The organism is Caulobacter sp. P4_E5, assembly GCF_056401555.1.
Genome location: NZ_JBFUJD010000046.1, coordinates 1 through 24,600, shown reverse-complemented (window position 1 = coordinate 24,600; position 24,600 = coordinate 1). Strand labels below are relative to the sequence as shown.

At 68.6% G+C, this 24,600-nt stretch carries 21 protein-coding genes and 1 riboswitch; of the genes, 7 read left to right on the top strand and 14 right to left on the bottom strand.

All coding sequences use genetic code 11. From position 1 onward, the window contains the following. Positions 1-29: 29 nt before the first annotated feature. A complete protein-coding gene (gene thiC, locus AC1DSO_RS15000) occupies positions 30-1,868 on the bottom strand; it encodes a phosphomethylpyrimidine synthase ThiC (protein WP_477069577.1) in 1,839 nt (612 codons plus the stop codon). A 73-nt stretch (positions 1,869-1,941) separates the two neighbouring features. Continuing rightward, a riboswitch (TPP riboswitch) is annotated at positions 1,942-2,047 on the bottom strand. 111 nt (positions 2,048-2,158) lie between these two features. Here thiC and AC1DSO_RS14995 point away from each other — a divergent pair. After that, positions 2,159-4,201: a hypothetical protein gene (locus AC1DSO_RS14995; protein WP_477069576.1), complete on the top strand. Its 2,043-nt coding sequence runs from the start codon at positions 2,159-2,161 to the stop codon at positions 4,199-4,201. Here the strand turns inward: AC1DSO_RS14995 and ypfJ are convergent. Genes ypfJ through AC1DSO_RS14980 form a run of 3 tightly spaced genes read right to left on the bottom strand, consistent with a single transcriptional unit; the run spans position 4,198 to position 6,070 of the window. Further along, positions 4,198-5,046 carry a KPN_02809 family neutral zinc metallopeptidase gene (gene ypfJ, locus AC1DSO_RS14990; RefSeq protein ID WP_477069575.1) on the bottom strand — a complete coding sequence of 283 codons (849 nt, stop codon included), beginning with the start codon at positions 5,044-5,046 and terminating at the stop codon, positions 4,198-4,200. The two genes, AC1DSO_RS14995 and ypfJ, sit on opposite strands and share 4 nt — an antisense overlap. Before the next feature lie 7 nt (positions 5,047-5,053). Next, positions 5,054-5,467, bottom strand: a complete 414-nt coding sequence (locus tag AC1DSO_RS14985) for a hypothetical protein (RefSeq protein WP_477069574.1) — start codon at positions 5,465-5,467, stop codon at positions 5,054-5,056. Between the two features lie 42 nt (positions 5,468-5,509). Beyond that, positions 5,510-6,070 carry a tetratricopeptide repeat protein gene (locus AC1DSO_RS14980; RefSeq protein WP_477069573.1) on the bottom strand — a complete coding sequence of 187 codons (561 nt, stop codon included), beginning with the start codon at positions 6,068-6,070 and terminating at the stop codon, positions 5,510-5,512. A 177-nt stretch (positions 6,071-6,247) separates the two neighbouring features. On the opposite strand from AC1DSO_RS14980, the gene AC1DSO_RS14975 reads away from it, so the two are divergent. The 3 genes from AC1DSO_RS14975 (at position 6,248) to cuyB (ending at position 8,492) form a co-directional block, all read left to right on the top strand. Beyond that, positions 6,248-6,739, top strand: a complete 492-nt coding sequence (locus tag AC1DSO_RS14975; protein WP_477069572.1) for a hypothetical protein — start codon at positions 6,248-6,250, stop codon at positions 6,737-6,739. 75 nt (positions 6,740-6,814) lie between these two features. Beyond that, the gene (gene cuyA, locus AC1DSO_RS14970) at positions 6,815-7,816 is read left to right on the top strand and encodes a D-cysteate sulfo-lyase (RefSeq protein WP_477069571.1); all 1,002 of its coding nucleotides are present in this window, start codon (positions 6,815-6,817) and stop codon (positions 7,814-7,816) included. Positions 7,817-7,826: 10 nt separating this feature from the next. After that, positions 7,827-8,492 carry a cysteate racemase gene (gene cuyB, locus AC1DSO_RS14965; protein ID WP_477069570.1) on the top strand — a complete coding sequence of 222 codons (666 nt, stop codon included), beginning with the start codon at positions 7,827-7,829 and terminating at the stop codon, positions 8,490-8,492. Here cuyB and AC1DSO_RS14960 read toward each other — a convergent pair. Continuing rightward, positions 8,489-8,671 carry a hypothetical protein gene (locus tag AC1DSO_RS14960; RefSeq protein ID WP_477069569.1) on the bottom strand — a complete coding sequence of 61 codons (183 nt, stop codon included), beginning with the start codon at positions 8,669-8,671 and terminating at the stop codon, positions 8,489-8,491. The genes cuyB and AC1DSO_RS14960 overlap by 4 nt on opposite strands. Positions 8,672-9,221: 550 nt before the next feature. Here AC1DSO_RS14960 and AC1DSO_RS14955 point away from each other — a divergent pair. Beyond that, positions 9,222-10,850 (top strand): pectate lyase, encoded by a 1,629-nt coding sequence (locus AC1DSO_RS14955; RefSeq protein ID WP_477069568.1) that lies wholly within the window; start codon positions 9,222-9,224, stop codon positions 10,848-10,850. Positions 10,851-10,866: 16 nt separating this feature from the next. Here the strand turns inward: AC1DSO_RS14955 and AC1DSO_RS14950 are convergent, their stop codons facing one another. The 4 genes from AC1DSO_RS14950 to AC1DSO_RS14935 form a co-directional block, all read right to left on the bottom strand. Continuing rightward, the gene (locus tag AC1DSO_RS14950) at positions 10,867-11,130 is read right to left on the bottom strand and encodes a helix-turn-helix domain-containing protein (protein ID WP_477069567.1); all 264 of its coding nucleotides are present in this window, start codon (positions 11,128-11,130) and stop codon (positions 10,867-10,869) included. Between the two features lie 77 nt (positions 11,131-11,207). Continuing rightward, positions 11,208-11,678 carry a hypothetical protein gene (locus AC1DSO_RS14945; RefSeq protein ID WP_477069566.1) on the bottom strand — a complete coding sequence of 157 codons (471 nt, stop codon included), beginning with the start codon at positions 11,676-11,678 and terminating at the stop codon, positions 11,208-11,210. A gap of 27 nt (positions 11,679-11,705) precedes the next feature. Beyond that, a complete protein-coding gene (locus AC1DSO_RS14940) occupies positions 11,706-14,531 on the bottom strand; it encodes an ATP-dependent DNA helicase (protein WP_477069565.1) in 2,826 nt (941 codons plus the stop codon). A gap of 67 nt (positions 14,532-14,598) precedes the next feature. After that, on the bottom strand, positions 14,599-15,573 hold the full coding sequence (locus AC1DSO_RS14935; RefSeq protein ID WP_477069564.1) for a tetratricopeptide repeat protein: 975 nt from the start codon (positions 15,571-15,573) through the stop codon (positions 14,599-14,601). A 160-nt stretch (positions 15,574-15,733) separates the two neighbouring features. Between AC1DSO_RS14935 and AC1DSO_RS14930 the strand changes: the two genes are divergently transcribed. Both AC1DSO_RS14930 and pdeM read left to right on the top strand, forming a co-directional pair. Then, a complete protein-coding gene (locus AC1DSO_RS14930; protein WP_477069563.1) occupies positions 15,734-18,289 on the top strand; it encodes a ligase-associated DNA damage response DEXH box helicase in 2,556 nt (851 codons plus the stop codon). Then, positions 18,286-18,993, top strand: a complete 708-nt coding sequence (gene pdeM, locus AC1DSO_RS14925; protein ID WP_477069562.1) for a ligase-associated DNA damage response endonuclease PdeM — start codon at positions 18,286-18,288, stop codon at positions 18,991-18,993. Before AC1DSO_RS14930 ends, pdeM begins: the two co-directional genes overlap by 4 nt. 63 nt (positions 18,994-19,056) lie before the next feature. Here pdeM and AC1DSO_RS14920 read toward each other — a convergent pair whose 3' ends face one another. The 5 genes from AC1DSO_RS14920 to AC1DSO_RS14900 form a co-directional block, all read right to left on the bottom strand. Next, on the bottom strand, positions 19,057-19,398 hold the full coding sequence (locus AC1DSO_RS14920; protein ID WP_477069561.1) for a VOC family protein: 342 nt from the start codon (positions 19,396-19,398) through the stop codon (positions 19,057-19,059). Positions 19,399-19,470: 72 nt separating this feature from the next. Beyond that, on the bottom strand, positions 19,471-19,932 hold the full coding sequence (locus AC1DSO_RS14915; protein WP_477069560.1) for a DUF3429 domain-containing protein: 462 nt from the start codon (positions 19,930-19,932) through the stop codon (positions 19,471-19,473). A 3-nt stretch (positions 19,933-19,935) separates the two neighbouring features. Further along, positions 19,936-20,712: a TIGR02186 family protein gene (locus tag AC1DSO_RS14910; protein ID WP_477069559.1), complete on the bottom strand. Its 777-nt coding sequence runs from the start codon at positions 20,710-20,712 to the stop codon at positions 19,936-19,938. Further along, the gene (locus AC1DSO_RS14905) at positions 20,709-21,632 is read right to left on the bottom strand and encodes a sulfite exporter TauE/SafE family protein (RefSeq protein WP_477069558.1); all 924 of its coding nucleotides are present in this window, start codon (positions 21,630-21,632) and stop codon (positions 20,709-20,711) included. The genes AC1DSO_RS14910 and AC1DSO_RS14905 overlap by 4 nt, the downstream gene beginning before the upstream one ends. Before the next feature lie 193 nt (positions 21,633-21,825). Then, positions 21,826-24,600 (bottom strand): peptidoglycan-binding protein (locus AC1DSO_RS14900; RefSeq protein WP_477069557.1); only part of this gene is annotated, 2,775 nt, incomplete at its 5' end.

Here is a 24,600-nt window from a genome sequence, read left to right as displayed (position 1 = left end):
CTACACAGCCTTTGAGGGAACTCGCAACTCTACTCGGTCTTCAGGTAGATCTCCGAGCCCTGCTCGCGGAACTTCTCGCTCATCTCGGCCATGCCCAGTTCGGCGTTGTTCGGCGCGAGGCCGGCCGCGAAGTCGCGGACCTCGTGGCTGATCTTCATCGAGCAGAACTTGGGACCGCACATCGAGCAGAAGTGGGCGGTCTTGTGCGCTTCCTTCGGCAGGGTCTCGTCGTGGAACTTGCGGGCCGTCTCTGGGTCGAGACCTAGGTTGAACTGGTCCTCCCAGCGGAACTCGAACCGCGCGCGGCTGATGGCGTCGTCCCACATCGCCGCGCCGGGGTGGCCCTTGGCGAGGTCGGCGGCGTGGGCGGCCAGCTTGTAGGTGATGACGCCGGTCTTGACGTCGTCGCGGTCCGGCAGGCCCAGGTGCTCCTTGGGCGTGACGTAGCAGAGCATGGCCGTGCCGAACCAGCCGATCATCGCCGCGCCGATCGCCGAGGTGATGTGGTCGTAGCCAGGCGCGATGTCCGTGGTCAACGGGCCGAGGGTGTAGAACGGGGCCTCGTGGCAGTGCTTCAGCTGCTCGTCCATGTTGGCCTTGATCTTGTGCATGGCCACGTGGCCCGGCCCTTCGATCATCACCTGGACGCCGTGCTTCCACGCCACCTTGGTCAGTTCGCCCAGGGTGCGCAGCTCCGAGAACTGGGCCTCGTCATTGGCGTCGGCGGTCGAGCCCGGGCGCAGGCCATCGCCCAACGAGAACGACACGTCATAGGCGCGCATGATCTCGCAGATGTCCTCGAAGCGCTCGTAGAGGAAGTTCTCCTTGTGGTGCGCCAGGCACCACTTGGCCATGATCGAGCCACCGCGCGAGACGATGCCGGTGACGCGCTTGGCCGTCATCGGGATGAACGGCAGGCGCACGCCGGCGTGGATGGTGAAGTAGTCGACGCCCTGTTCGCACTGCTCGATCAGGGTGTCGCGGAACACTTCCCAGTTCAGGTCCTCGGCCACGCCGTTGACCTTCTCCAGCGCCTGGTAGATCGGCACCGTGCCGATCGGGACGCTCGAGTTGCGGATGATCCAGTCGCGGATGTTGTGGATGTTGCGGCCGGTCGACAGATCCATGACCGTGTCGGCGCCCCAGCGCGTGGCCCAGACCAGCTTGTCGACCTCGTCGGCGACGGTCGATAGCACCGCCGAATTGCCGATGTTGGCGTTGATCTTGACCAGGAAGTTGCGGCCGATCGCCATCGGCTCCAGCTCGCCGTGGTTGATGTTGGCCGGGATGATAGCCCGGCCGCGGGCGATTTCCTGACGCACGAACTCGGGGGTCACGAAGTCGGGGATCGAGGCGCCGAAGTCCTCGCCGTCGCGGACGCACGGGCGGTCCTGCTCGCGGCGCAGGTTCTCGCGGATAGCGACATATTCCATCTCGGCCGTGATGATCCCGGCGCGGGCGTATTCCAGCTGGGTGACCAGCTTGCCCGGCTTGGACCGGTAGATCGTGCGGCTGGTGTCCGGGAATTGGGGAGCCAGGTGCTTGCCCTGGGCGAAGCCGTTGTCCTCGGGCTTCACCTGGCGGGGATCGGCGACGATCTCGACGTCGCCGCGGGCCACGACGAAGGCCTCGCGGGTGCGCGGCAGGCCCTTCTCGATGTCGATGGCCACCGACGGATCGGTATAGGGGCCGGACGGGTCGTAGATGGTCACGGGCGGCTCGTTGGCCGACGGGTGGACGGCCACCTCGCGGAACGGCACGCGCAGCTCGGGGAACAGTTCGCCGGCCTGATAGACCTTGCGCGAGCCGGGGACGGGGCCGGTCGAGATGGTCTCGGCGACGGCCTTGATGGTGGTCTGGACGTTCATATCGGGCGCTCCTCAAGCGATAAGGAGACCCGGACGTGTCGTGCTTGGATCGGTCTGACGGACGGAAAACCAAGCTCCGTCCGCGTTCCCTCCCTTCGCCGGCATGACCCGGATCAGGTTCTACGGGTCAGGGCCAAAGCCCAATCTCAGCCGCGCGAGCGACCCCCCGGTGAACAGAAGGCGGACACTAGGCCGGTTGACGGGCAGGTCAAGGGTGAGCGGCGCTCAGAAGCTTTGCCTTTTTAGTTGTATTGATACTTAATACAATACAAGAGGGTGGAGGTGGGTCGATGGCGAGGGTGGTTGCCTATGCGTTTCCGGGTCGTCTCTATCGGATCCTCAAGCGCAGGCCGTACGTGATCACAGCGACTATCGCGTGCATGGCCGCGATGGTCGGCTTTCTCCTCTATGGGCTCGTCTCCAGCCTCTCGTTACAGATTTTTGGCGCGTGGCTCGCCTTCTTCGCGATCGCTGGGCTTTGCCTGATCAGCCTGGGTCGGCTGGCCCTAGCGATGGTGGGCCGCAAGAACCGGCATCTGCCCTACTACCGCACGGTCGCGGTCTGTATCTCGCTGCTGGTGGCTTGCATTTGCGTGCCCTACGCCGTCGGTAACGCCACGGCCGTCGTCGGGCGCGTGCTGGAAGGCGCTTTTGTCGTCACGCCTCAGGCGGTGACCGGCCTGGAAAACCCGACCCGATCGCCCGCCATCGCCGACACGCTGCGTCGGCGCGCGACCGCAGTGACCACCGTCTACAATTTCCTGACCACCGGCAAGACGACTATTCCCTCGAACGGCTGCTATCCAATCGAGGATGGCCGATGCGTGGCGCGGACCCTACCCACAACCGGCGGCAACGGCTTCTGGTTCGTCATCATCGGCACTGGTTCGTTGTTGTTGTCGCGCGCCCTGGCCGAGGCGCGGGCCGCCATGATCGCCAAGCGGAAGGGCGAGCCGTTCGCGATCATTCCCTATCCCAAATGGGTCGCCGCCTGCGTATATGCCGCGATCCTAGCGCCGGCCACTTACTGTGCGATCGGCTCCCTGCTGTTCCTGAGCCTGGACAGGCATGAAAGCGGATTGGACGCCTTGCGGCAGACCCTCGACCGGGACGAGGCCAGCGCCCTTGGCCTTTCTCCACCGGTCGACATCAACACGACCAGCTTGGTCGCCGGGTTCCAGCCGCCGCTCGGCGCCAAGGACAATACGGCGAAAGACGATTTCGAATCGGCGGTCGTAAGCGCTCGCGCCGCCCTCACGCGCCTGGAGGCCTGGCGCGCGGGTTACAAGGACCTGGCGGTCCAGGTCGCGGAGGACAACAAGAAGGACACTACCGCGGGAGAGTTCCAGAACTACGCGAACCTCCTCGGAAGCCAGCTCTCCTCGACGATCGTCAAGAACCGAACCGCAATACGAACGTGCCTTCAGACCCTCGGCGACATTGGCGTCCTCAACACCAACGCCGTGACCTCCAAAACCCAGCCCGACACCGCTTCGCTGATCGCCAGGGCGAAGAAGCAATGCGACGACGCGACGAAGATGCCGCTGCCTGGCAACGATGAGGCTGGCGGCCGTGTCGCCAAGCCACAAAAGGCATTCTACGCCGGCATGTACGGCTGGCTCTCCAACGCGCCTCCGGCGGCGGTCCGCATCGTCGGCCTGATCGGCTTTGGCCTCTTCGGCGCGGCCATCAGCATGATGGGCCGTCCTGACGAGGCGCCCTACGACTTCACGGACCTCATCGCCGACGAGGACAACGTCAACCGCAATCTAAGGGAGGTTGAGAACAGCCGAAGGGAGGCGAAGGTCGCTCGCGAAGAAGCCGACAAGGCCAACGCAACCCTCAAGGCGCTCAAGGAAAGCAACACTCCGCCCGGGGCCGGCGCGGTGGAGCAGGCGGAAAAACTGGCGACCGAGAAGGACGCCTTCGCGCGAGGCGAAGAGGCCAAGCTCGCCGAGGCGGCCCGGCGTCACGAGGCCGCCCAGACCATGCTGGACACAAAGCGGCGGGCGCTAGTGGACGACCGCAATAGCATCGTCGTCGGACGCGCCGTGACCAACGCCCAGACGGGCGAACGCGCCACCGAGTACACGATCAGCGGCGCGCCAGCCCGCGTTGTGGTCCACGGACTGGGCGCTGCATTCACTGTCTTCCTGGTTGGCGAGGCCGGCGTCCAGCTCCTGTCGGACGGCGGGGAGACTAGCGCGGTCGGCCTCCTGCTGGCCTGCTTCATCGGAGCGGTGTTCGCTCAAGACATCTGGGGAACCGCGCGGGAAACGCTCAAACGCCGAACCGCCGCCATGAAAGACGGCGCCACACCGAAGACGCCCTAGAGTCGCGACGCCGAGAACGTGTCGCAAACCGACGGGTCGCCCTGGTCGTAGCCGCGCGTGAACCAGCGCATGCGCTGGGCGGCGCTGCCGTGGGTGAAGCTGTCGGGCACGACCTGGCCTTGGGTCTGCTTCTGGATGGTGTCGTYGCCGACCGCCGCCGCCGCGCCCAGGCCGTCCTTGATGTCAGCGCGGTTGATGACGATCCGGCCGCCCGAGGCCTCGTTCGCATGCGAAGCCCAGACGCCGGCATAGCAGTCGGCCTGCAACTCCAGCCGCACCGAGCCGCTCTCCTCGCCTCGCGCGCCCAGGCGGCGGGCCTGCTGGTCGGCGCCGAGCAGGTGCTGCACGTGGTGGCCGATCTCGTGGCTGATCACATAGGCGCGGGCGAACTCGCCCTGGGCCCCGAACCGTCCCTCCAGCTCGCTCCAGAACGACAGGTCCAGATAGACCTTCTGGTCGGCCGGGCAATAGAACGGCCCCATGGCCGACTGGCCCGTGCCGCAGCCGGTGCCGGTGGCCTGTTTGTAGAGCACGATCGCCTGGGGCGGCCGGTAGTCGACGCCCTCGCGCTGGAAGATCGGCCCCCAGACCTCGCGGTTCGAGGTCTCGATTACATCGACGAACTGGCCTTCCTTGTCGGAGACCTCGCCGCGCGCGCCCTCCTGCTGGGCCGGCTGCTGCAGGCCTTGGGTCGCCTCCATCGTGGTGCGCGGATCGATGCCGAACACGAAATAGCCGATGGCGGCCAGCACCACCGCGCCGACGCCGCCGCCGGCGATACCGACCGGCCCGAGCCCGCGCCGATCCTCGATGTTGCCGGACCGGCGACCGCCTTCCCACTCCATGAGATCCTCAATCCTTCTTGCCGGGTTGTTTGGGTTCGCTGGCGGGCCTGATGGCCAGCATGCGAGCATTGCTTTGCGCCAGCGCATCCTGCGTCAAGCGCTCCATCCGGTCCATGGACCTCGAGAGCTCGGCCTCTCGCCGGGCCGGCTCGTCGATCGGCCGGACGGGCGGCGCGGTCAGCGGCCGCAGATTCGGCGTCCCCGCGCGCTGGGCGTCCAGATCGCGCAGGGCCGCCTGGGTCCGCGCCCGCTCATTGGCGTTGGACATTTCGATCTGGTTGGACAGCAGGTCGCGCCGCGCGTCCTCCACCGCGTGGGCGGCGGCGTTGCGGGCCTGGATGTCGCGCAGGTCCTGGGCGTGCGCGCCGGCGACGCCCAGCGCCGCCAGGCTGACCGACAGCAGAAGAACCGCGCGCGTCATCGGAAACTCCTCAACAGGAACGACCGACGACGCGCCAGGCGCCTAGGGCCGCTTGATCGTGAAACGCGCGAGCTCGGTCTTCGGCGCCGGCCAGTCGGGCTTCAGCTCGGCGGCCTTCGAATAGTCCTTATAGGCCGACTTCACGTCACCCAGGCCCTCGTTGGCCAGGCCACGGTTGAACCAGGCCTTTTCCGGATCCTTGACGCCCAGGGTCAGGCCCTTGTCGATCTGCTCGACGCCTTCCTGATAGCGCTCCTCGCCGACGAAGGTCGCGCCGCGGTTCACATAGGCCTCGCCCAGGTTCGGATCGATGTTGGCGGCCTGGTCGAAATCAGCCCGCGCGGCCGAGAACTGTCGCTGCCGAAGCTGCAGGACGCCGCGGTTCACATAGGTGCGGGCGCGGTCGCGAAAGTTCAGGTTCTCGACCTCCAGCGCCGTCGTGCAGGCCAGCACGGCGCGATCGTCGGTGCGGCCCTTCAAGGCGGCGTCGGAGCATTCCTGGGCCGAGCCGCTGCCGATCACCAGGGTCGAGGCGCCAGCCGTTCCGGCGGCGCCCAGCAGAGCCGCCGCGCATAGGGCGGCGAGCGGGATGGTTCGGGTCATGTCTTCCTCCCTGGGCCGATCATATCCGCCGGCCCTCTACGCCCATCATACCACCACCGCCTCCAATGCTCACGCGCGCAGACGGCCGGCGCGCGATCACTTAGTCGCGAAATTCAAGGTTGCAGAGCGAGCCGACCGCCCTCAACATTCCGACAGCTTCACATTTGGATGTGGCCCATGATCCTGTTCGCCGCATTTGCTCTGGCCGTCGCGGCGACGCCGCAGGAGACCTTCCAGACCAACGAGGTTGCCCCGGCGATCATCCAGCCGCGCAAGGGTCGGGGCGGCGCCGTTCCCTCGGACCTGGAGATCGAACGGCAGCTTGACCTTATGCTGAAGGACCAGCCGGAGAAGGTGATCTGCGTCCGCCTTGTTCGAGGAGGCTCGCGGCTGCCCCACGAGACCTGCAAGACCTTGCGCGGCTGGTACGATTTCGAGACCGGCCGAGGCAAGGAGGGCCAGGTCCGTGACGTCATCGCCACCCTCAAGCACAGTTCGCGCGGCGGCGATGAGGTCGGCGCCAGGGTTGGGGCCGCGCCCTACGAACTGATCGAGATGATCAAGGACCGTTATCGCAGCCCCGCGGCCCGCGCCCAAGCCGCTCAGCGGGCCAAGACGCGCCTCGCCCCCGCGCGCTCGCCAGCGGACCCGCTGACCTCGAACCCTTAGACACGCGCCTTCCCGATCGCGACGGGCGCTGACCGTGCTAACAGAGGCGGCGACTCTGTCAGGGACCGTCGCCAAATGCACCTCGCCCGCTTTCCCCGCGCCCGCTTCGCTCACCTGCCGACGCCCTTGGAGCCGCTGCCCCGCCTGGGCGCCGAGCTGGGCATCGACCTCTGGGTCAAGCGCGACGACTGCACCGGCCTGGCCGGCGGCGGCAACAAGACCCGCAAGCTGGAGTTCCTGCTCGGCGAGGCCCTGGCGCAGGGCGCGGACACCCTGGTGACCCAGGGCGCGGTGCAGTCCAACCACGTACGCCAGACCATCGCCGCCGGCGCCCGTTTCGGTCTGAAGACCGAGGTGATCTTGGAAGAGCGCACCGGCTCCAAGACGTCGGACTACATGGGCAACGGCAATGTGCTGCTCGACAAGCTGATGGGCGCGGCGATCCGCTACGTATCCGGCGGCAGCGACATGGTCGCCGAGCTGGAGGTCACCGCCGAGAGCGTCCGCCAGCGCGGCGGCAAACCCTATGTCATTCCCGGCGGCGGCTCGAACACGGTCGGGGCGTTGGGCTATGTCGACTGCGCCCGCGAACTGATGGTCCAGGCCGACCAGATGGACCTGAAGATCGACCGCCTGGTCACGGCCACCGGCAGCGCCGGCACCCATGCCGGCCTGGTCGCGGGCTTTGCCGCCCTCTCCGTGGATATCCCGATCCTGGGCTTCGGCGTGCGCGCGCCCCAGGCCAAGCAGGAGGAAAACGTCTTCAACCTGGCCGTCGCCACCGCCGAGACGATCGGCGCGGCCGGCCGCGTGACGCGCAAGATGGTGGCAGCCGATTGCGACTATGTCGGCGAAGGCTATGGCCTGGTCGACCAGGCCGTGATCGACGCCCTGGCCCTGGCCGCCCGCACCGAGGGCCTGCTGCTGGACCCGGTCTATTCGGGCAAGGCGATGAAGGGCCTGATCGACCAGGCCCGCAAAGGCGCCTTCATGGGCCAGCGGGTGGTCTTCCTGCACACCGGCGGCGCTCAGGGCCTGTTCGGCTATCAGAGCGTGCTGGAACCGGCGCTGGCCTGAAGGAGCAGTCATGAGCAAGGTTCTCGGCGTCCTCGGCGGCATGGGCCCGGCCGCCACCCTGGACTTCCTGGCCAAGCTGCAGGCGTCGACGCCGGCCAAACGCGAGCAGGACCATCTGCGGGTGCTGGTCGACATCAATCCCAAGGTTCCCGACCGAAACCTCGGCGACTCGGATCCGGGCCCAGTGCTGGCGGCCATGGCGGCCGGCCTGCGCGACGGCGGGGCGCAGGTCCTGGCGATCGCCTGCAACACCGCCCATGCCTATGCGGAGGACGTTCGGGCTAGCGGCCTGCCTCTGGTCGACATGCTGGAAACGGCGGGCCTGGCCGCCAAGGCCAAGGGCGCGACGATCGTCGGCGTGCTGGGCACCAGCCTGGCGCTAGGCCTCTATCGCGACCGCTTCTCGACCATGGGGCTGGAGGTGGTGACACTGGACGACCATGAGCAGGTCGAGTTCATGGCCCTGCTCTATCGCATCAAGCAGGGCGATGTCGGCGAGGCCTCGCGCGAGACCATGGCCGCCCTGGCCCATCGCCTGGTCGGCAAGGGCGCGCAGAGCGTGGTGGCGGGCTGTACGGAAGTGCCGCTGGTGCTGGGCGCGGCGGACCTRTCGGTCCCGTTCCTGGACGCGACGGAAGAGCTGGCCCGGCGCTGCGTGGCCGTCTGCCTAACCTAGCGGGTCAGCGTCGGCCGCGCTTCGTCGTGGCAGGCGTCGAACATCCCCATCAGGGCCGCCGCGCTGCGCGAGGCCTGGGCCATGCGGAGCAGCGCCGCGCGCGCATGCGCGTTGTCGGCGATYTCGGCCTGGCRCTCGAGATGCTCCGCTTCATAGAGATGGTCGTTGCGGCTGCCCATGGCGCAATCGTTTACAGGAGATGAACGCGCCCGCCATGTGACCGCTGGACGCACACCGCACGTTGTTCGAGGAATACCGCGCGCCCAATTGTCACAGATTGTTAAAGTCAGAATATAGCGGAAAATGAAAACACCCCCGGACCTGCTGGTCCGGGGGTGTCGTCCTGTTCCCCAACAGGACGGCGTCGGCTGCGCTGAAACTCGAGCGCGGCGGCGTCGCCTCAAAACTGATGACCCTCCTTTCGCCGAACGGGGATCGACAGGCAACGCGTCCGCCTGTCGCAGGCCCCATTTCGGGGATAAGGCCAAGCTAGAAAACGTTTGCGATCAACGGGCTCATCCAGAGAGGCTCCATAGCCCGCGACGAGCGGCCGCAGGCGATCGGCCCAGAAATGGGACCGGTCGCAAAAATGGATGGCCAAATCGATGACACCGGTAGCAAGTTAGGGAAAATCGTCACTGCAAGACGACAGGGCCCTCGCAAGCCCGGGAGGATCCAAGACACGCCCCTTCCGGCTCGACGACCGCCTCGCGTCGCCCGGAGTCCCATATGCCGCTCAGCCCGATCTCTCGCCGCCGCCTGATGGCCACCTCGGCCGCCGCCTTCGCCGCAGCCAGCGCCCTGACCCCGCTGAAGGCCCTGGCCGCCCCCAGCAAGGCGCAGGCCCTGGACACGATGAAGAAGGCTGCCCGCTTCATGGTGGAGAAGGCGGCTTACAAAGGCGGCTACGTCTGGAGCTACCTGCCCGACTTCTCGCGCCGCTGGGGCGAGATGGAAGCCTTCCCGACCATGATCTGGGTCCAACCGCCGGGCACCGGCACCATGGGCCACCTGTTCCTGGACGCCTATCACGCCACCGGCGACGACTATTACTACGACGCCGCCTGCAAGGCCGCCGAGGCCCTGATCGCCATCCAGCACCCGGCCGGCGGCTGGAACTACCTGGGCGACCTGGCCGGCGAGGCCTCGATCCGCAAATGGTACGACACCATCGGCAAGAACGGCTGGCGGCTCGAGGAATTCCAGCACTACTACGGCAACGCCACCTTCGACGACGCCGGCACGGCCGAGAGCTCGCAATTCCTGCTGCGCCTGTACGTCGAGAAGAAGGACAAGCGCTTCAAGCCGGCCTTGGACAAGGCCCTGCAGTTCGTCCTCGACAGTCAGTATCCGGTCGGCGGCTGGCCGCAGCGCTTTCCGCTGAAGAACGAATTCCACCACCACGGCCACGAGGACTACACCGGCTTCATCACCTTCAACGACGACGTCGCCGGCGAGAACATCAAGTTCCTGATCATGGTCTGGCAGGCGCTGGGCGATCCGCGCACCCTGCCCGCGATCAAGAAGGCCATGGACTGTTTCGTGGTCTGCCAGCAGCCCCAGCCGCAGCCCGCCTGGGGCCTGCAGCACCATGTCGACACGCTGAAGCCGGCCGGCGCCCGCACCTATGAGCCGGAGGCCTTCGCCTCGCACACCACCGGCGCCAACATCGCCGCGTGCATGGACTTCTATGAACTGACCGGCGACCCGAAATATCTGGCGCGCCTGGGCGAGGCCCTGGACTGGCTGGACAGCGTCAAGATCACGCCCGAGATCCAGAAGGGCCGCCCCTACCCGACCTTCATCGAGATCGGCACGGGCAAGCCGCTATACATCCACCGCCGCGGCAGCAACGTCGTCAACGGCGCGTATTACAACGACCAGAACCCCGAGAAGACGGTCATCCACTACTCGTCGTTCCGGAGCGTGAACGTCGAGGGCCTGCGCAAGCGCCTGGCCAAGCTGAAGGCGACGCCGCCCGAGGTCGCCAGCAAGGACTCGCCGCTGAAGGGCGGCCGCAAGGCGCTGCCCAAGTACTTCACCACCGGCGACATCTCGGTCTCGGACCTGAACGTCGGCGTGCTGAAGGCTGACGCCGGCCAAGCCGCGCCCGACAAGGCCGCCGGCCTGATCGCGGCCCTGAACGGCGAAGGCTGGTGGCCGACCGAGCTGAAGGCGACCAGCAACCCCTATATCAGCGACGGCTCGCCCACGCCCGCGCCCGGCGACTTCAGCCAGACCCGGGTCGGCGACGCGACCGACACCTCGCCCTACATCACCGACACGCCCAAGATCGGCATCTCGACGGGCGCGTTCGTCGAGAACATGTCGGCGCTGATCAAGTATGTGACGGCCTAGGTCAGGCGAACGTCTTCTAGGAGGCGCGCCCCAGCGCCGCGCGCACCACTTCGGGCGCGTGGTCAATGACCCGCAGATAGGCGGTCAGGGCAGCGTCCGGTCGGGCGTCGCCGCGCTCCAGGTCCTCCAGCAGCGTCAGGTCGATGCGGAAGGCGTCGGCGAACTCGGCCTGGGAAAGGCCGGTGCGCCAGCGGACGGCCTGGACCAGGGCGCGGGCGGATCGCGAGCGGGCGGGCGTGGCGGCTTCGTCGATCGCGGGGTCGGCGGGTCGGGTCATCATCGGTACGCTCCTGGGCACTGGCCACCCCTCGAGGGTCTTCTAGACCGCATCGATTGCAGAAATTCGACGGCTTTGAGTCAACGCTGCGTCGCCATGGCCCGCGCCTTGGCCTCGACCTCCTCGACACCGCGCAGCGGATCGCCCGACGCCTCCAGCATGCGGTTGAAGGCCCGAAGGTCATTGGTCGTGATGTGTCGGATCTTCTTGTCGCGCGACCATTCCAGACCGATCAGTTGGCCCAGCCGGCACGCCTTGGGCAGCAGGGCCGGCTGCTCCTTGGCGCCGCCCTTGATCATCAGCTTGCCGACGATGTCGTTCCAGTTCGGCGATCCCGCGAAACAGAACGGCAGGTGGTCGCAGGTTCCGGTCCAGAAGCGCTTGTACCAGCGGGCATGGAGGGGTGTGTCATAGGTCAGACCCTCGCTGGGCGTGACAAACGCCCGGCAGTCCTCACGAACGAAGTCCTGAGCGTCGGCGGCGCCGGCGACCAGCAGAGCCGCAGCAAGGATCGGCGCTACGAGAACGGAATTGGCGAGACGAACCAACAAGGCTTCTCCAGAGGAACTGAAGCGTTGTTAAGTCTGCGTCTTCGACAAAAATGCGGCGGTGGCCTCGATAGCGTCGACAAGTCCGACCCGCTCGATGGTCACCCCTTCCGGAAGACTGGAGAACAGCCGCGTCGGCGCGGCCGCGTCCAGCATGACGAAGACGCCCTGGTCGTCCGCGCGGCGGATCAGGCGGCCAAAGGCCTGGCTGATGCGGGCGCGAGCCACGGCGTCGTCATAGCCCTTGCCGCCGAAGCGCAGCCGCCGGGCCTTGTGCAGCACGTCGGGGCGCGGCCACGGCACGCGGTCGAACACCAGCAGCCGCAAGGACCGCCCCGGCACGTCCACCCCGTCGCGGATGGCGTCGGTGCCCAGCAGGCACGCGTCCTCCTCGGCCCGGAAGATGTCGACCAGGGCGCCGACCTCCAGCGGGTCGACGTGCTGGGCGTAGAGCGCCAGGCCCTGGTCGGCCAGCGGCGCGGCGATCTGCTCGTGCACCGCCTTCAGCCGGCGGATGGCGGTGAACAGGCCCAGCCCCCCGCCGCCGGCGGCCAGGAACAGCTCGCGCATGGCGGCCGAGACCTGGCGCGGATCTTCCTTGTTCACGTCGGTGACGACATAGGCCTTGGCGTGGTTCGCGTAGTCGAACGGCGACACCAGGCGCAGCACCTTGGGCGCGGTCGGCAGGCGCGCCGCGCCGGTGCGCATCTCGGCCAGGGCGAACGGGTCCTCGAGGGCCGGGTCAACCAGGGTGGCGCTGGTCACCAGCACCCCGTGGGCCGGTGACAGCACCGCCGCGCGCAGCGGCTCGGTCGGATCCACCCAGTGGCGGCGGCAGGYGGCGTCGACGACCCGGCCATAGAGGAAGGTCGCCTCGAACCAGTCGACGAAGTCCGGATCGGTCGCGGTCGGATCGACGTCGTCGTCCTCGACCGCCTTCAGGATCGAGCGCCAGGCCGGCAAGGTCATGCGGGCGCGGCGGTCGAGACCGCGCAACGCCCCTTCGATCCGGGCGCGTTCGGACGGGGCCAGGTGTTCGGCCTCCTCGTCCAGCGTATCCTCCAAGGCGCGGGCCAAGGCCAGCAGCGGCGCCTCGATGGCGGCCAGGGCCTTGGCGGCCTCGGGCGCGCGTTCGCGGACGAGTTCAGTGGCCGGCCGGGCGTCGCATTGCAGGCCCAGATCCGCCCCGCCGCGGTCGCTGGTGCGGGCGCGCAGCTGCTCGATGACCGCGACCAGGAAGTTCTCGATCGGGCCGATCGGATTGATCTGGCCGTCGGGCGGCGCGACCCGCCCCGACCAGCCCTCGCCCGGCAGGGCGGCGGCGGCGTGGATGGCCTGGGTCATGGCGCCCCGCGCGCCCTCGCGGTCGCCCAGGATGTCGAGCAGGCGCGCCTCCAGCCCGCGCCCGCGCCGTCCACGACCTTCGGGTCCCCGGATCCAGCGACGCAACTCCGCGGCTTCTGCGCCCGACAGGGCCGCGGAAAAGGCGCTGTCGGCCGCCTCGAACAAATGGTGGCCTTCGTCGAAGACGATGCGCTTGAGGCTGGTGGTCTCGTTGTCGCCCTTCAGGCCCCGCGCCGTCCGCGCGCCGTCGAAGGCGGCCTGGGTCAGCACCAGGGCGTGGTTGGCGATGACGATGTCGGCGCGCTTGGACGCCCGCACGGCCTTTTCGATGTAGCAGATGCGATAGTGCTGGCAGCCGGCGTGGATGCACTCGCCCCGCCGATCGACCAGGTTCGAAGGACTGGCCTGGGCAGAGGGCGGCACGGCGGACAGCGTCGGCAGCCAGGCCGGGAAGTCGCCGCCGGTCATGTCGCCGTCACGCGTGGCCCGAGCCCAGCGGGCGGTCAGGGCCAGGCCGACTAGGTCGCCGTTGCCCAGCTGGGCGCCGTTGATCTGCTCCTGGAAGTTCAGCAGGCACAGATAGTTCTCGCGGCCCTTGCGCACGACCGCCTTGCGGGCGCGTTCCTTGAGGTCGGGATAGATCGAACGGCTCTCGCGCTCGATCTGGCGCTGCAGGGCGCGGGTGTAGGTGCTGACCCAGACCGCCGGACCGTTCGCCTCGGCCCACAGCGACGCCGGGGCCAGATAGCCCAGGGTCTTGCCGACGCCGGTGYCAGCCTCGGCCAGCATCATGCGCGGCTCGCCCTCGCGCTCGCGCGGCTGGAAGGCGTAGGCGGCCTCCTTGGCGAAGGTCATCTGCGCCTCGCGCACCTCCTCCAGGCCCGAGCGCTGCAGCAGCTCGGTCAGGCGCTCGCCGACTCGTTCCGGATCGATCGGCCGCGAGCCGGCCTCGCCGGGCGGGGCCTGATCCTCCCACTCCGGCAATCGAGCCCAGACATCCAGGCCCGAACCCCGGAACTGGTTACCAGCCTGGACCGAGCGCAGGGCGCCGATCACGGCCGAGCCCCACGACCAGCCGGCCTTGGCCAGGGTCTCGGCGACGGCGAGGGCCTCCTCGCGCGAGGGGACGGGCGTCAGGGTCAGCTCGCGCAGCAGGGCGTCGGCGCTCTCGCGCAGGCTCTGGGCCTGCTCCGCCGCCCCGTGCGGCTCGGCCAGACCCAGCGCCATGGCCAGGCCCACCGCCGACGGCGCGCAAAAGGCGGCCGGGCGGACGAAGGCGTGCAGCTCCAGCACGTCGAACAGACGCGGTCCGCGCGAGGGCGGCGACAGGTTCAGCCGGCGTGCGGTCATCGCCGCGTGGGCCACCAGCACCGGGCCATGCTCGAACAGGTCGCGAGCGTCGGGCGCACGCAGGATTCGGCCTTCGCCGCCGCCGTCGGCCATGCCGGCGCGCGGCCCGGGCAGGACGACCAGGGCGGGAGCCAGGTCCAAAGTCGGCGGGAAAGCGGTCACGCGAGTCTGTTAGCAAAAACCGCCGTGAAACAGAATGGGAACAGACGGTTTCGAGACGACTTTCGGCTCAGCCGATCGGGCTTTCGTCGTCGTCGAGGCCTTCCAGCCGGTTGACCGCCTTCTGGGCCTTCTGGCGCAGGTCGGCGTCCTCGCTCTCGGCCGCTCGGCGATACATCAGCAAAGCCAGCTCATCGTCGGCCTTGATGCCCTGGCCGCGCTCGCACATGACGCCGAGATCGTACCAGGCCTCGAGATAGCCCCGGTCGGCCGCCAGCTGGAACCAGCGCATCGCCTCGACGTAGTTGACCGGCACGCCCTCGCCGTTGTGGTGCACGACGCCCAGGTTCGACATGCCGGCGGGCAGGTCGTTGCTGGCGGCGGCGGCGTACAGGCGCAGCGCCTCGGCGTGATCGGCCCGCACGCCGCTGCCTTCCGAGTGCAGGCGGCCCATGGCGTTCATGGCGTCGGCCGACCCCATCTCGATCGCCCGGCGCAGCATCAGGACGCCCTGGGCGAGATCGACCTTGGTCCCGTAGCCGTCGAGATAGGCCTCGCCCGCGCTATAGGCGCCCCGCGCCGAGCCCGCGGCGGCGGCCTTCAGGTACCAGGTCAGCGCCAAGCGCGGGGTCTCGGCGATCCCGCCGCCGCCTTCGTGGGTCACCCCGACATTGTACATGCCGTTCGGATCGCCCAGCTGGGCCGCCCTTGCATAGAGCTTCAGCGCAGCGCGGCGGTCGGCCTTCACGCCATCCGTACCGTCGAAATAGACGTTACCCAGTTCGACCATGGCGTCGGTGTCGCCGCCAGCCACGCCCTTGCGCAGCCAGAACAGGGCTTGGGGCACGTCGCGGCCGACGCCTTCGCCCTCCAGGTACAGCATGGCCAAGTCGACATAACGGGCGGCGTCGCCGCGCTTGGCCTGGCTGAGCGCGGCCTCGAAGGTCGCCCTGGCCTCGCCGCCTGTGTCCGCCCACGCGCCAGCCGCGCCGCCCATCGACAGCGCCAAGCCCACCAGCACAGGTAGCAGCCTGCTCCGCATCATGTCCCCACCGCCCGCCAATCGTCGCTTCGACGGGCGGGTGTCAAGGCAGACAACCGCAAGCTCGACCATGCGCAACCGGACTCGCCCCAGAGGCGCTAGCGAAAGGAGAAGCGCGCAAAAGACGGGTGAAACAGAAGGGGAACATGCTATATCGCGGACAATGCTCGCGGCTGACGCCCTTCCCCCCAAGTTCCGAGACTGGTTCGCCGCCCGCGGCTGGAGCCCGCGCGAACATCAGCTGGCCATGCTGGAGAAGGCCCGCCAAGGGCGCGGCGCGCTGCTGATCGCCCCGACAGGCGGCGGCAAGACCCTGGCCGGCTTTCTGCCCAGCCTGATCGAGCTGACCGAACGGCCGCCGCGCAACACGCCAGCCGGCGTTCACACCCTCTATATCTCGCCGCTGAAGGCCCTGGCCGTCGACGTCGAGCGCAACCTGCTCACTCCCATCCGCGAGATGGGTCTCCCGATCGTGGCCGAGAGCCGCACCGGCGACACCGGCGAGGCCCGCAAGGCCCGCCAGAAGATCAGGCCGCCGGACATCCTGCTGACCACGCCCGAGCAGCTGGCCCTGTTCTGCGCCTGGGAAGGCGCGCGCGAATATTTCGTCGACCTGCGCTGCGTGATCATCGACGAAGCCCACGCGATCTGGCCAAGCAAGCGCGGCGACCTCCTGGCGCTGGGCTTGGCGCGGCTGCAACGGTTCGCGCCAACGATGCGACGGGTGGGCCTGTCGGCGACGGTGGACGATCCGGACCTGGTGCGGAAGTGGTTGGGATGGAACTCCCCTCCCCCTTGCGGGGAGGGAGCAGGGGGTGGGGGTGTCAGCCCCGCGGCGTCAGAGCTTGCTCCCCCACCCCACCCCCTCCCCGCAAGGGGGAGGGGCTCGACGGCGCATGACATCGACCTCGTGCTCGGCTCCGGCGGCGCCCAACCGGTGGTGGAAGTCCTCGTCTCTGGCGGCCGGGTGCCATGGGCCGGCCATACGGCCGAGCACGCCATGGCCGAGGTCTATGAGATCATCAAGTCGTCCAAAACGGCTCTGATCTTCGTCAACACCCGGTTCCAGGCCGAGTTCGCGTTCCAGCGCTTGTGGGAGCTGAACGAGGCGGACCTGCCCATCGCTCTGCACCACGGCAGCCTGTCGGCCGAACAGCGCCGCAAGGTCGAGGCGGCCATGGCCAAAGGCGCGCTTCGGGCCGTGGTTTGCACCTCGACCCTAGACATGGGCATCGACTGGGGCGACGTCGATCTGGTCATCCAGCTGGCCGCGCCCAAGGGGGCATCGCGGATGGTCCAGCGGATCGGCCGCGCCAACCACCGGCTGGACGAACCCAGTCGGGCCCTGTTCGTACCCGCCAGCCGCTTCGAGATGCTGGAGTGTCGGGCCGCCGCCGACGCCATCCTGGAAAACCATCTGGACGGCGACCCGCCGCGCATCGGCACCCTGGACACCCTGGCCCAGCACATCATGGGTTGCGCCTGCTCCGAGCCCTTCGACCTGATCACCCTCTACGAGGAAATCCGTTCGACCGGTCCCTATGCCGAGCTGTCGTGGGAGGACTTCGAAACGGTCGTCGATTTCGTCTCGACCGGCGGTTACGCGCTGCGCACCTACGACAAGTTCCGCCGCATCGTGCACACGCCCGAGGGCCTGTGGACCGCCCGCAACGCCCAGGCCCGCCTGCAACACCGGATGAACGTCGGGGCCATCGTCTCGCCGGGCATGATCAACATCCGGATCGGCGGCGGACGACGGCCAATGGGAGGTCGCAAGATCGGCGAGGCCGAGGAAGGCTATTTCGAGCAGCTGACGCCGGGCGACACCTTCATCTTCGCCGGCCAGGTCTGGCGCTACAACAGCATGGTCGGGGCCGACGCCTTCGTGTCCCCTGCGCCAAACGACGATCCTAAGATGCCCAGCTGGGGCGGCTCGAAGTTCCCGCTGTCGACCTATCTGGCCAGCCGCGTACGCCAGATGATGCACGACGAGCGCGAATGGACCGCCCTGCCCCCCGACGTCCAGGAATGGCTGGCCTGGCAGAAGATCCGCTCGGCCATTCCAGGCGATGGCGAGATGCTGCTGGAGACCTTTCCGAACGGAAAGCGGTTCCACATGGTCTGCTACCCGTTCGAGGGCCGCCTGGCCCACACCACCCTGGCTATGCTGCTGACCCGGCGGCTGGACCGGTTGGGCGTCGGGCCGCTGGGCTTCGTCTGCAACGACTACGCCCTGAACCTGTGGTCGCTGCGGCCGATGGACGACCTGGATCTCGACGAACTGTTCGCCCAGGACATGCTGGGCGACGACCTCGAGGCTTGGCTCGACGAAAGCTTCATGATGAAGCGAGCCTTCAAGCATTGCGCCCTGATCGCTGGGCTGATCGAGCGTCGCCACCCGGGCGCCGAGAAGTCCGGGCGGCAAGTGACCTTCTCGACCGACCTGATCTACGACGTGCTGCGCAAACACCAACCCGACCACCTGATGCTGCGCTGCGCCCGCCACGACGCGGCCACTGGCATGCTCGACATCGCCCGACTGGGCGACATGTTGACCCGCGTGCACGGAAACATCCGCCACATGCCGCTGGACCGTGTCTCGCCGCTCGCCGTGCCGATCATGCTGGAGATCGGCCGCGAGCGCGCGCCAGGCGACGCCGCCGGCGAGATGATCCTGGCCGAGGCCGAGGAAGACCTGATCGCCGAGGCCATGTCGTGACGCGTTTCTCCCCCTCCGCCTGCGGCGGCCTGCGAATCGCCCTGTCCAATGTCGAGGTGATGCTGCGCTGGTCCGGCGCGATGTGGCTGGAGGCCGAGCGCACCCTGGTGGTCGCCGACCTGCACTTCGAGAAGGGCAGCAGCTACGCCGCCCGCTTCGGCCAGATGCTGCCGCCTTATGACACGCGCGAAACCTTGGACCGGCTGGATCGCGAGATCGCCCTGCTCACTCCGGATCGCCTGATCTTCCTGGGCGACAGCTTCCACGACGGCGACGGCGAGGCGCGGCTGGCGCATGACGACGCCCGGCGGCTGGAGGGCCTGGCCGTGGGCCGCGAGCTGGTCTGGGCGGTGGGCAACCACGACTCCGACGGCCCCAAGGTCCTGCCCGGCGAGATCATCGACGAAGCCGTGATCGCCGGCCTGACCCTGCGCCACGAGCCCCTGCCCGGCGTCCAACTGGGCGAAGTTGCCGGTCACCTGCATCCCGCCGCTAAGGTCACCAGCGGTCGCGCCACGATCCGCCGCCGCTGCTTCGTCACCGATGGCCAGCGGCTGGTGCTGCCGGCGTTCGGCGCCTTCACCGGCGGGCTGAACATCCTGGACGAAGCGTTCTCGAACCTGTTCGCCGGCCCGCTGCTGGCCGGCGCATTAGGACCCAAGCGGGTCCACGCCGTGGGCCGGAAATCGCTGCGGCCGGACTAGAGCGCGCCAGGGTTAAGTGTGTGCGGTTAACCCGCCCGGGCGCGCTCTAGCTCTAGAAAGGCTCTAGGGCCGGCTGGAGATCTGGATAGCGTTGCCGTCGGGATCGCGGCCGTCGCACATGTCGAAGACGGGCGTGGACTTGACCGGACCAAGGCCCTTGAAGCCTCGCAAGATCAGATTGGCCCGCGTCGTTCCGACATCGGCGGCATGGAAGACGATCTTCGGCGGCCGATTGCCGACCTTGGATGCGCCGGCGTGGATGGCGATGTTGCAGCCTCCCGCGTTCAGCTCGGCCCACCCCTCCTCCGTTCCCACGACCGACAGGCCGATCACGTCGCGATAGAAGGCCGCCAGCCGAGTCACGTCGGGGGAAAAGAGGGTGATTCGCTTGAGAATGAGGTCCATGTCCGCTCCGATAAGGGGTGCCTGGACCTCAAAGAGCGGGCCGCATTTATTTTAACAAGCCCGACGGGCCGGTCACATATGCAGCGCCTGCTCCAGCGAAAACGCCAAGGAGATGGCGGCGCCGGCGGTCATCAGGGTGCGCATGCGCGGACGCCAGGTCGGTCCGTCGTGGTCGGTCACGTCCCAGACCCACTGCAGCAGGAAGACCAGCAGGAAGCCCGACAGCTGCCAGGCCGGCTCGAACTTCAGCTCGCCCAGCAGCAGGCCGAATCCCGCCAGCGGGAACAGCAGCGAAATGCCCAGCACCGACCAGCGCGGGCTGGGGTGCTCGATCTCGAGCCCCGTGCGCACGCCGCCGAAATACGAAACCATCGCGGCCGAATAGGCCAGCAGGCCCAGCAGCGACGACTTCTGAATGCCGACCGGGCCGTAGCAGAACAGCCCCGATGCTATGAAGAAGGGAATGAGGGTCGATAGACCAAAGACCCATACCGCCGGTGGCACCGGCGTCCGCCCCGCCGCGGACTCGTTCATGACTCAACTCCTTCGGAAGGCGACCGAAGCCGCCCACCCTGCCCCGAGCGCGACTATTACCGACACGAGCCCATAGGTCCACGGACGATCTTTCGCGAACAGGTAGAGCGCCCGCTCGGCGCCCGCCTTCTCGACCACCAGGACGCGGTCGCGGATCGACACTGGCTTGCCGTCCTGGAACAACACGATGCGGGCGGTGTACTGGCCGATCGGGGCCTCGGCGGGAAGGTTGAGCTGGGCGCGGAACAGACCTTTGTCGACGAAGCGGACGCCACGCGGGTCGGCGGCGTAAAGGCCCGCCTTCTCCTTCAGACGCAGTACGGCCCGCCGCCAATCGAGGTAGTCGGCGCCTAGGCGGCTGACCACGACGTCGCGCACGCCATAGGTCGTCTCGACCCGCTGCTCCAGCGGCGCAGCGATGGCCAGGTGCTCCAGGCCCGCGCCCAGGTGGCGCAGCGGGGCGAAGCCGGCGATGTCGGTCAGCGGCCGGGTCGAGGCCACGCGGTAGAAGCCCGGCGCGCCGCGGAACACCACCGGCCGGCTGTTCAGCCACAGGCCCGCGACCTGGGTCTTGCGGGCGATGCGGATCGGGGTCTCGGGGCCGCGCACGATGACGACGATGTCGCTGGGCCGGTCCTTGGGATCGAAGACCGCGCCGTACAACACGATGCGCGCGCCCCGAAAACCGGAGCTGACCCGGATCTCGGTGTCGGTCAGGGCGGCCGAGATCGCCGGCGCGGGCGGGGCCTGGACCAACGGGACCTGAGCGGGCGGGGTCATCGCACCGTCCCCGTCATCAGTACGAACGCCTCCTCAGGCTTCAGGAACAGGCCCGCGCCCATGCGCAGGCCGACCAGCAGCACCAGCAGGGCCAGCAGCGCCCGCAGCTCCTCGGCGCGGAAGCGGCCCGAGGCGCGCGCTCCCAGCTGGGCCCCGATCACCCCGCCGATCAGCAGCAGGGTCGCCAGCACGATGTCGACGGTCTGGTTGCGGCCGGCCTGCAGCACGCTGGTCAGCGAGGTGGTGATGACGATCTGGAACAGGCTGGTGCCCACCACCACCGGCGCGGGCATCCGCAGCAGGTAGATCATGGCCGGCACCAGAATGAAGCCGCCGCCGACGCCCATGACCGCCGACAGGATCCCGACGAACACACCCAGCAGGATCGGCGGAATGACGCTGATATAGAGGCGCGAGCGCGGAAATCGCACCTTGAACGGCAGGGCGTACAACAGCAGCGGCCGGCGGTCGCGGCGCGGCTTGGGCGGCTGGCCCCGGCGGCGGCGCAGGATCGCCCCGACCGACTCGGTCAGCATCAGTCCGCCGATGACGCCCAGGAACACCAGGTACGAGACCGAGACCGCGAAATCGGCCTGGCCGATCAGCCGCAGCCAGCGGAACACCTCGACCCCGGCGAACGAGCCGATCGCCCCGCCGCAGGCCAGGACACCGCCCATGCGGAAGTCGACCACGCGCTTTTTGCTGTAGGCGATAACACTGGAGACCGAGGAGGCGGCGACGTGGTTGGCCTCACTGGCCACGGCCACGACCGGCGGGATGCCCATGAACACCAGCACCGGGGTCATCAGGAAGCCGCCGCCGATGCCGAACAGCCCCGAAATGAAGCCCACGAGCCCGCCCAGCGCCACCAGCAGCAGCGCGTTCACCGACACCTCGGCGATGGGAAGGTAGAAGTGCAAAGCTCGCGCGGCCTTCGCGGCGTCAGGGAGATCCCTGATTGCCGGGTGGGGACCAGGGGGTCAACGCGATAGATGCTCCACCGCGTCGCGGGGGAGCTGTCGCGGAGCGACTGAGGGGGCTAGCTGGACGTAGGCCGAGTTGGCCCCCTCCGGCCCTCCGGGCCACCTCCCCCGCTCGCGGGGGAGGACCATCTTACCGGGCGTAGACCGCCAGGCGATTCAGGGTCTCGCCGTCCATGGCGCCCGAGGCCGGCAGGCCCTGGTCGCGTTGATAGGCGGCGATGGCCATCCGCAGGGCCGGCGAAGCGACGCCGTCGCGCGGACCTTGGTAGTAGCCCAGTTGCGACAGCACCTTTTGAGCCAGACCCAGATTGGCGTTGGCGGCGGGAGCGGTCGAGGTCGACAGGCTGGCCGTCTGGACCTGGGTCTGCGGACGGAAGGCCAGGGCCGAGCGGTCGGCGGTCTGCTGGGCCTCGGCGGTCAGCTGAGCGCGCAGGGCCTGAGCGCGACCACGCGCGGTGGCGTCACCGGCCCGGCCGGCGATCACGTACCACTTGTAGGCCTCGGCCGGATTCTGGCTGACGCCGAAACCGCCTTCATAGAGCTGGGCCAGGTTGAACTGGCTGTCGACCAGGCCGAGGTCGGCGGCCTTGCGGAACCAGGTGGCGGCGGTGGTCACGTTGCGCGGACCGCCCTCGCCCTTGAAATAGTAGAGCGCCAGGTTGTGCATGGCGCGCGCGTCGCCGCCATTGGCCGCGCGCTCGCTCCAACGGCGAGCCTCCGGCATGTCCTGTTTCACGCCCTTGCCGCTCTCGTACATCTTCGAGAGGTAGAACTGGGCGGCGGGATAGCCGCCATTTGCGGCCTGCTTCAGGGCGTCGAGGCCCGAGCGGTCGCCGGTCTCGATCTTGCGAACGCCGTCCTCGAACAGCGCCTTGGCGTTGTCGGCGGGCTGGGCCGGGGTCACGGCGTCGACCGGCATCGCCTGACCGGCTGTCAGGGCGACGGCGGCGCGCGGCAAGCCCGGCGTGGTGTCGGCTTCGGGACGGGTGACCTCGACGTCAGCCTGGCGACCGGCGATGGCGGCGGCCACGCGGGTGGGCGCGGCGCCGGAACCATCGGTATTGAGCAGCAGCAAGCCGCCCACGCCCGCGCCCAGGGCGCCGGCCGCGCCGAACACGGTGATGGCGGTCGCCACGGTCGCGCCCAGGCGGCGCTTTTGCTTCTTGGCGGCGAAACCACCGAAACCGCTGAATAGCGAACCGGACTTTTCGCCCTTGGCCTTCTTTTCCGGCTTGGCCTTGCCGGCGCCCTTGGCGTCGGCGGCGGCCGCGGCGCGCGCGGCGGCGCGGGCCTGTTCGATGATGTCGCGGGTCGACAACGGGCGCGCCGGTTCGGCCGGGGCGAAGTCGGAAACCTCAGACTCGACCTCATAGCGCGGCGCTTCGGGCTCGAAGCCGTCGGCGATCGCGTAGTCGTCGTGGGCGAAGCCAGGCTCTTCCGGCTCTTCGGCCGGGAACTCGGCGACCTCGAAGGCCGGCGCGCGCGAAGGCGGCGGCGGGGCCTCGAAGACATCGTCCTCGTCGTGCGTGTCATGGCCGCTGAACGAAGCGGATTGGCCGAAATAGCTGTCTTCGAACGGCGAAACGGGCGGCGGCGCGGCGCGAACGGGCGCGGGGGCCGGAGCGACCGGCGCCGGCGTTTCCAGCTTGCGCTGGGCGTCGTGCAGGCGGGTGTCGATCTTCTCGCGCGCTTCCTCCAGCATGCGGAGCGTGCGCTCCTCGCTCTGGCGGATGCGGTCGACCAGCTCCTGGCTGGAGCGTTCTTGGCGCTGGTTCAGGCGCTCGGTGACGCGAGCGACCTGTTCGCCGACATCGTCGATGGCCAGGGCGTTGCGGCGCTCGGCGCTGCCGATGCGCTCGGCCAGCTTCTCGGTGATGCGGGCGATCTCGCCGCCCAGCTTTTCCAAGGCCTGGGCCTGGACGCTGTCGGCGCGGTTCAACTTGTGCTCGACGGTGGCGGCGATGCGGGCGACCTCCCCCCCGACCTGCTCGATGGCGGCGGCGTTGCGGCTCTCGGCGGCGTGGACCCGACGATTGAAGGCGTCGGCGACGCCAACGACCTCGCGGCCCATGCGCTCGATAGCCTGGGCCGAACGTTGCTCGGCGGCCTGAACGTGGGCCGCCATTTCACCGAGCTTGCGCTCCATGCGGTCGAAGCGGCCATCGGCGCTTTCGCGCAGCTTGGCGGCCATCTCGACGCGCGCGGCTTCCATGCGCTGAGCCAAGTCCGCGGCCAGGCTGTCCAGGCGTTCCTGGACGCCGGCGGTCGGGTTGGCGCCTTCGACGGCGCCCAGGCGCTGGTCCAGGGCCGAGAACGACGAGCCGAGCTCGCGCAGGGCCTCGCTGGTGCGGGTTTCGGCGGCTTCCAGGCGCTCGCCCAGCCGCGCCACGACGGCGTCGACCAGGGCGGCGGGATCTTGCGGGGCGGCGGCCGGGGTCGCCGATTGTTCGTTGATACGGGCTTCCAGCGCGGCGATCGCTTCGCGGGTGCGGGCCTCGCCGTCATAGAGGTGGCTGGCGACCTTGCCCAAGGCGCCTTCCAGGGCGCGCAGAGCTTCCGCCGAACGCGGCCCAGCCGCCTCGGTCTCGATGCGGCGCACACGCTCCACGGCGCGGGCCTGCTCGGTCTTAAGCTCGTCCACAGCACCTTCGAAACGAGCGGCGACGGCGATCTGTTCACGCTCCGACTGTCCCAATCGCGTGAGCGCGTCGCGGACCGAGTGGTCGATGCCCGAAATGGCCGCGGCGCTGCGGCCCTCGGCGGCTTCGATGCGTTGGGTCAGGCGGTCCAGGGCCACGGCCACGCGGCCGACCTCGTCCGCCGGGTGCTCGGCGATTTCGATACGCGGGGGAGCATCGTCCTTGACGATCTCGAGATAGGCGCGGTTCGGCGCGCTGTCGGAACC

Coding starts and splice junctions, on each gene's coding strand:
- thiC (WP_477069577.1), bottom strand. CDS start 1,868: ATGAACGTCCAGACCACCATCAAGGCCGTCGCCGAGACCATCTCGACC.
- AC1DSO_RS14995 (WP_477069576.1), top strand. CDS start 2,159: ATGGCGAGGGTGGTTGCCTATGCGTTTCCGGGTCGTCTCTATCGGATC.
- AC1DSO_RS14985 (WP_477069574.1), bottom strand. CDS start 5,467: ATGACGCGCGCGGTTCTTCTGCTGTCGGTCAGCCTGGCGGCGCTGGGC.
- AC1DSO_RS14980 (WP_477069573.1), bottom strand. CDS start 6,070: ATGACCCGAACCATCCCGCTCGCCGCCCTATGCGCGGCGGCTCTGCTG.
- AC1DSO_RS14975 (WP_477069572.1), top strand. CDS start 6,248: ATGATCCTGTTCGCCGCATTTGCTCTGGCCGTCGCGGCGACGCCGCAG.
- cuyA (WP_477069571.1), top strand. CDS start 6,815: ATGCACCTCGCCCGCTTTCCCCGCGCCCGCTTCGCTCACCTGCCGACG.
- AC1DSO_RS14955 (WP_477069568.1), top strand. CDS start 9,222: ATGCCGCTCAGCCCGATCTCTCGCCGCCGCCTGATGGCCACCTCGGCC.
- AC1DSO_RS14950 (WP_477069567.1), bottom strand. CDS start 11,130: ATGATGACCCGACCCGCCGACCCCGCGATCGACGAAGCCGCCACGCCC.
- AC1DSO_RS14935 (WP_477069564.1), bottom strand. CDS start 15,573: ATGATGCGGAGCAGGCTGCTACCTGTGCTGGTGGGCTTGGCGCTGTCG.
- AC1DSO_RS14930 (WP_477069563.1), top strand. CDS start 15,734: ATGCTCGCGGCTGACGCCCTTCCCCCCAAGTTCCGAGACTGGTTCGCC.
- AC1DSO_RS14920 (WP_477069561.1), bottom strand. CDS start 19,398: ATGGACCTCATTCTCAAGCGAATCACCCTCTTTTCCCCCGACGTGACT.
- AC1DSO_RS14915 (WP_477069560.1), bottom strand. CDS start 19,932: ATGAACGAGTCCGCGGCGGGGCGGACGCCGGTGCCACCGGCGGTATGG.
- AC1DSO_RS14910 (WP_477069559.1), bottom strand. CDS start 20,712: ATGACCCCGCCCGCTCAGGTCCCGTTGGTCCAGGCCCCGCCCGCGCCG.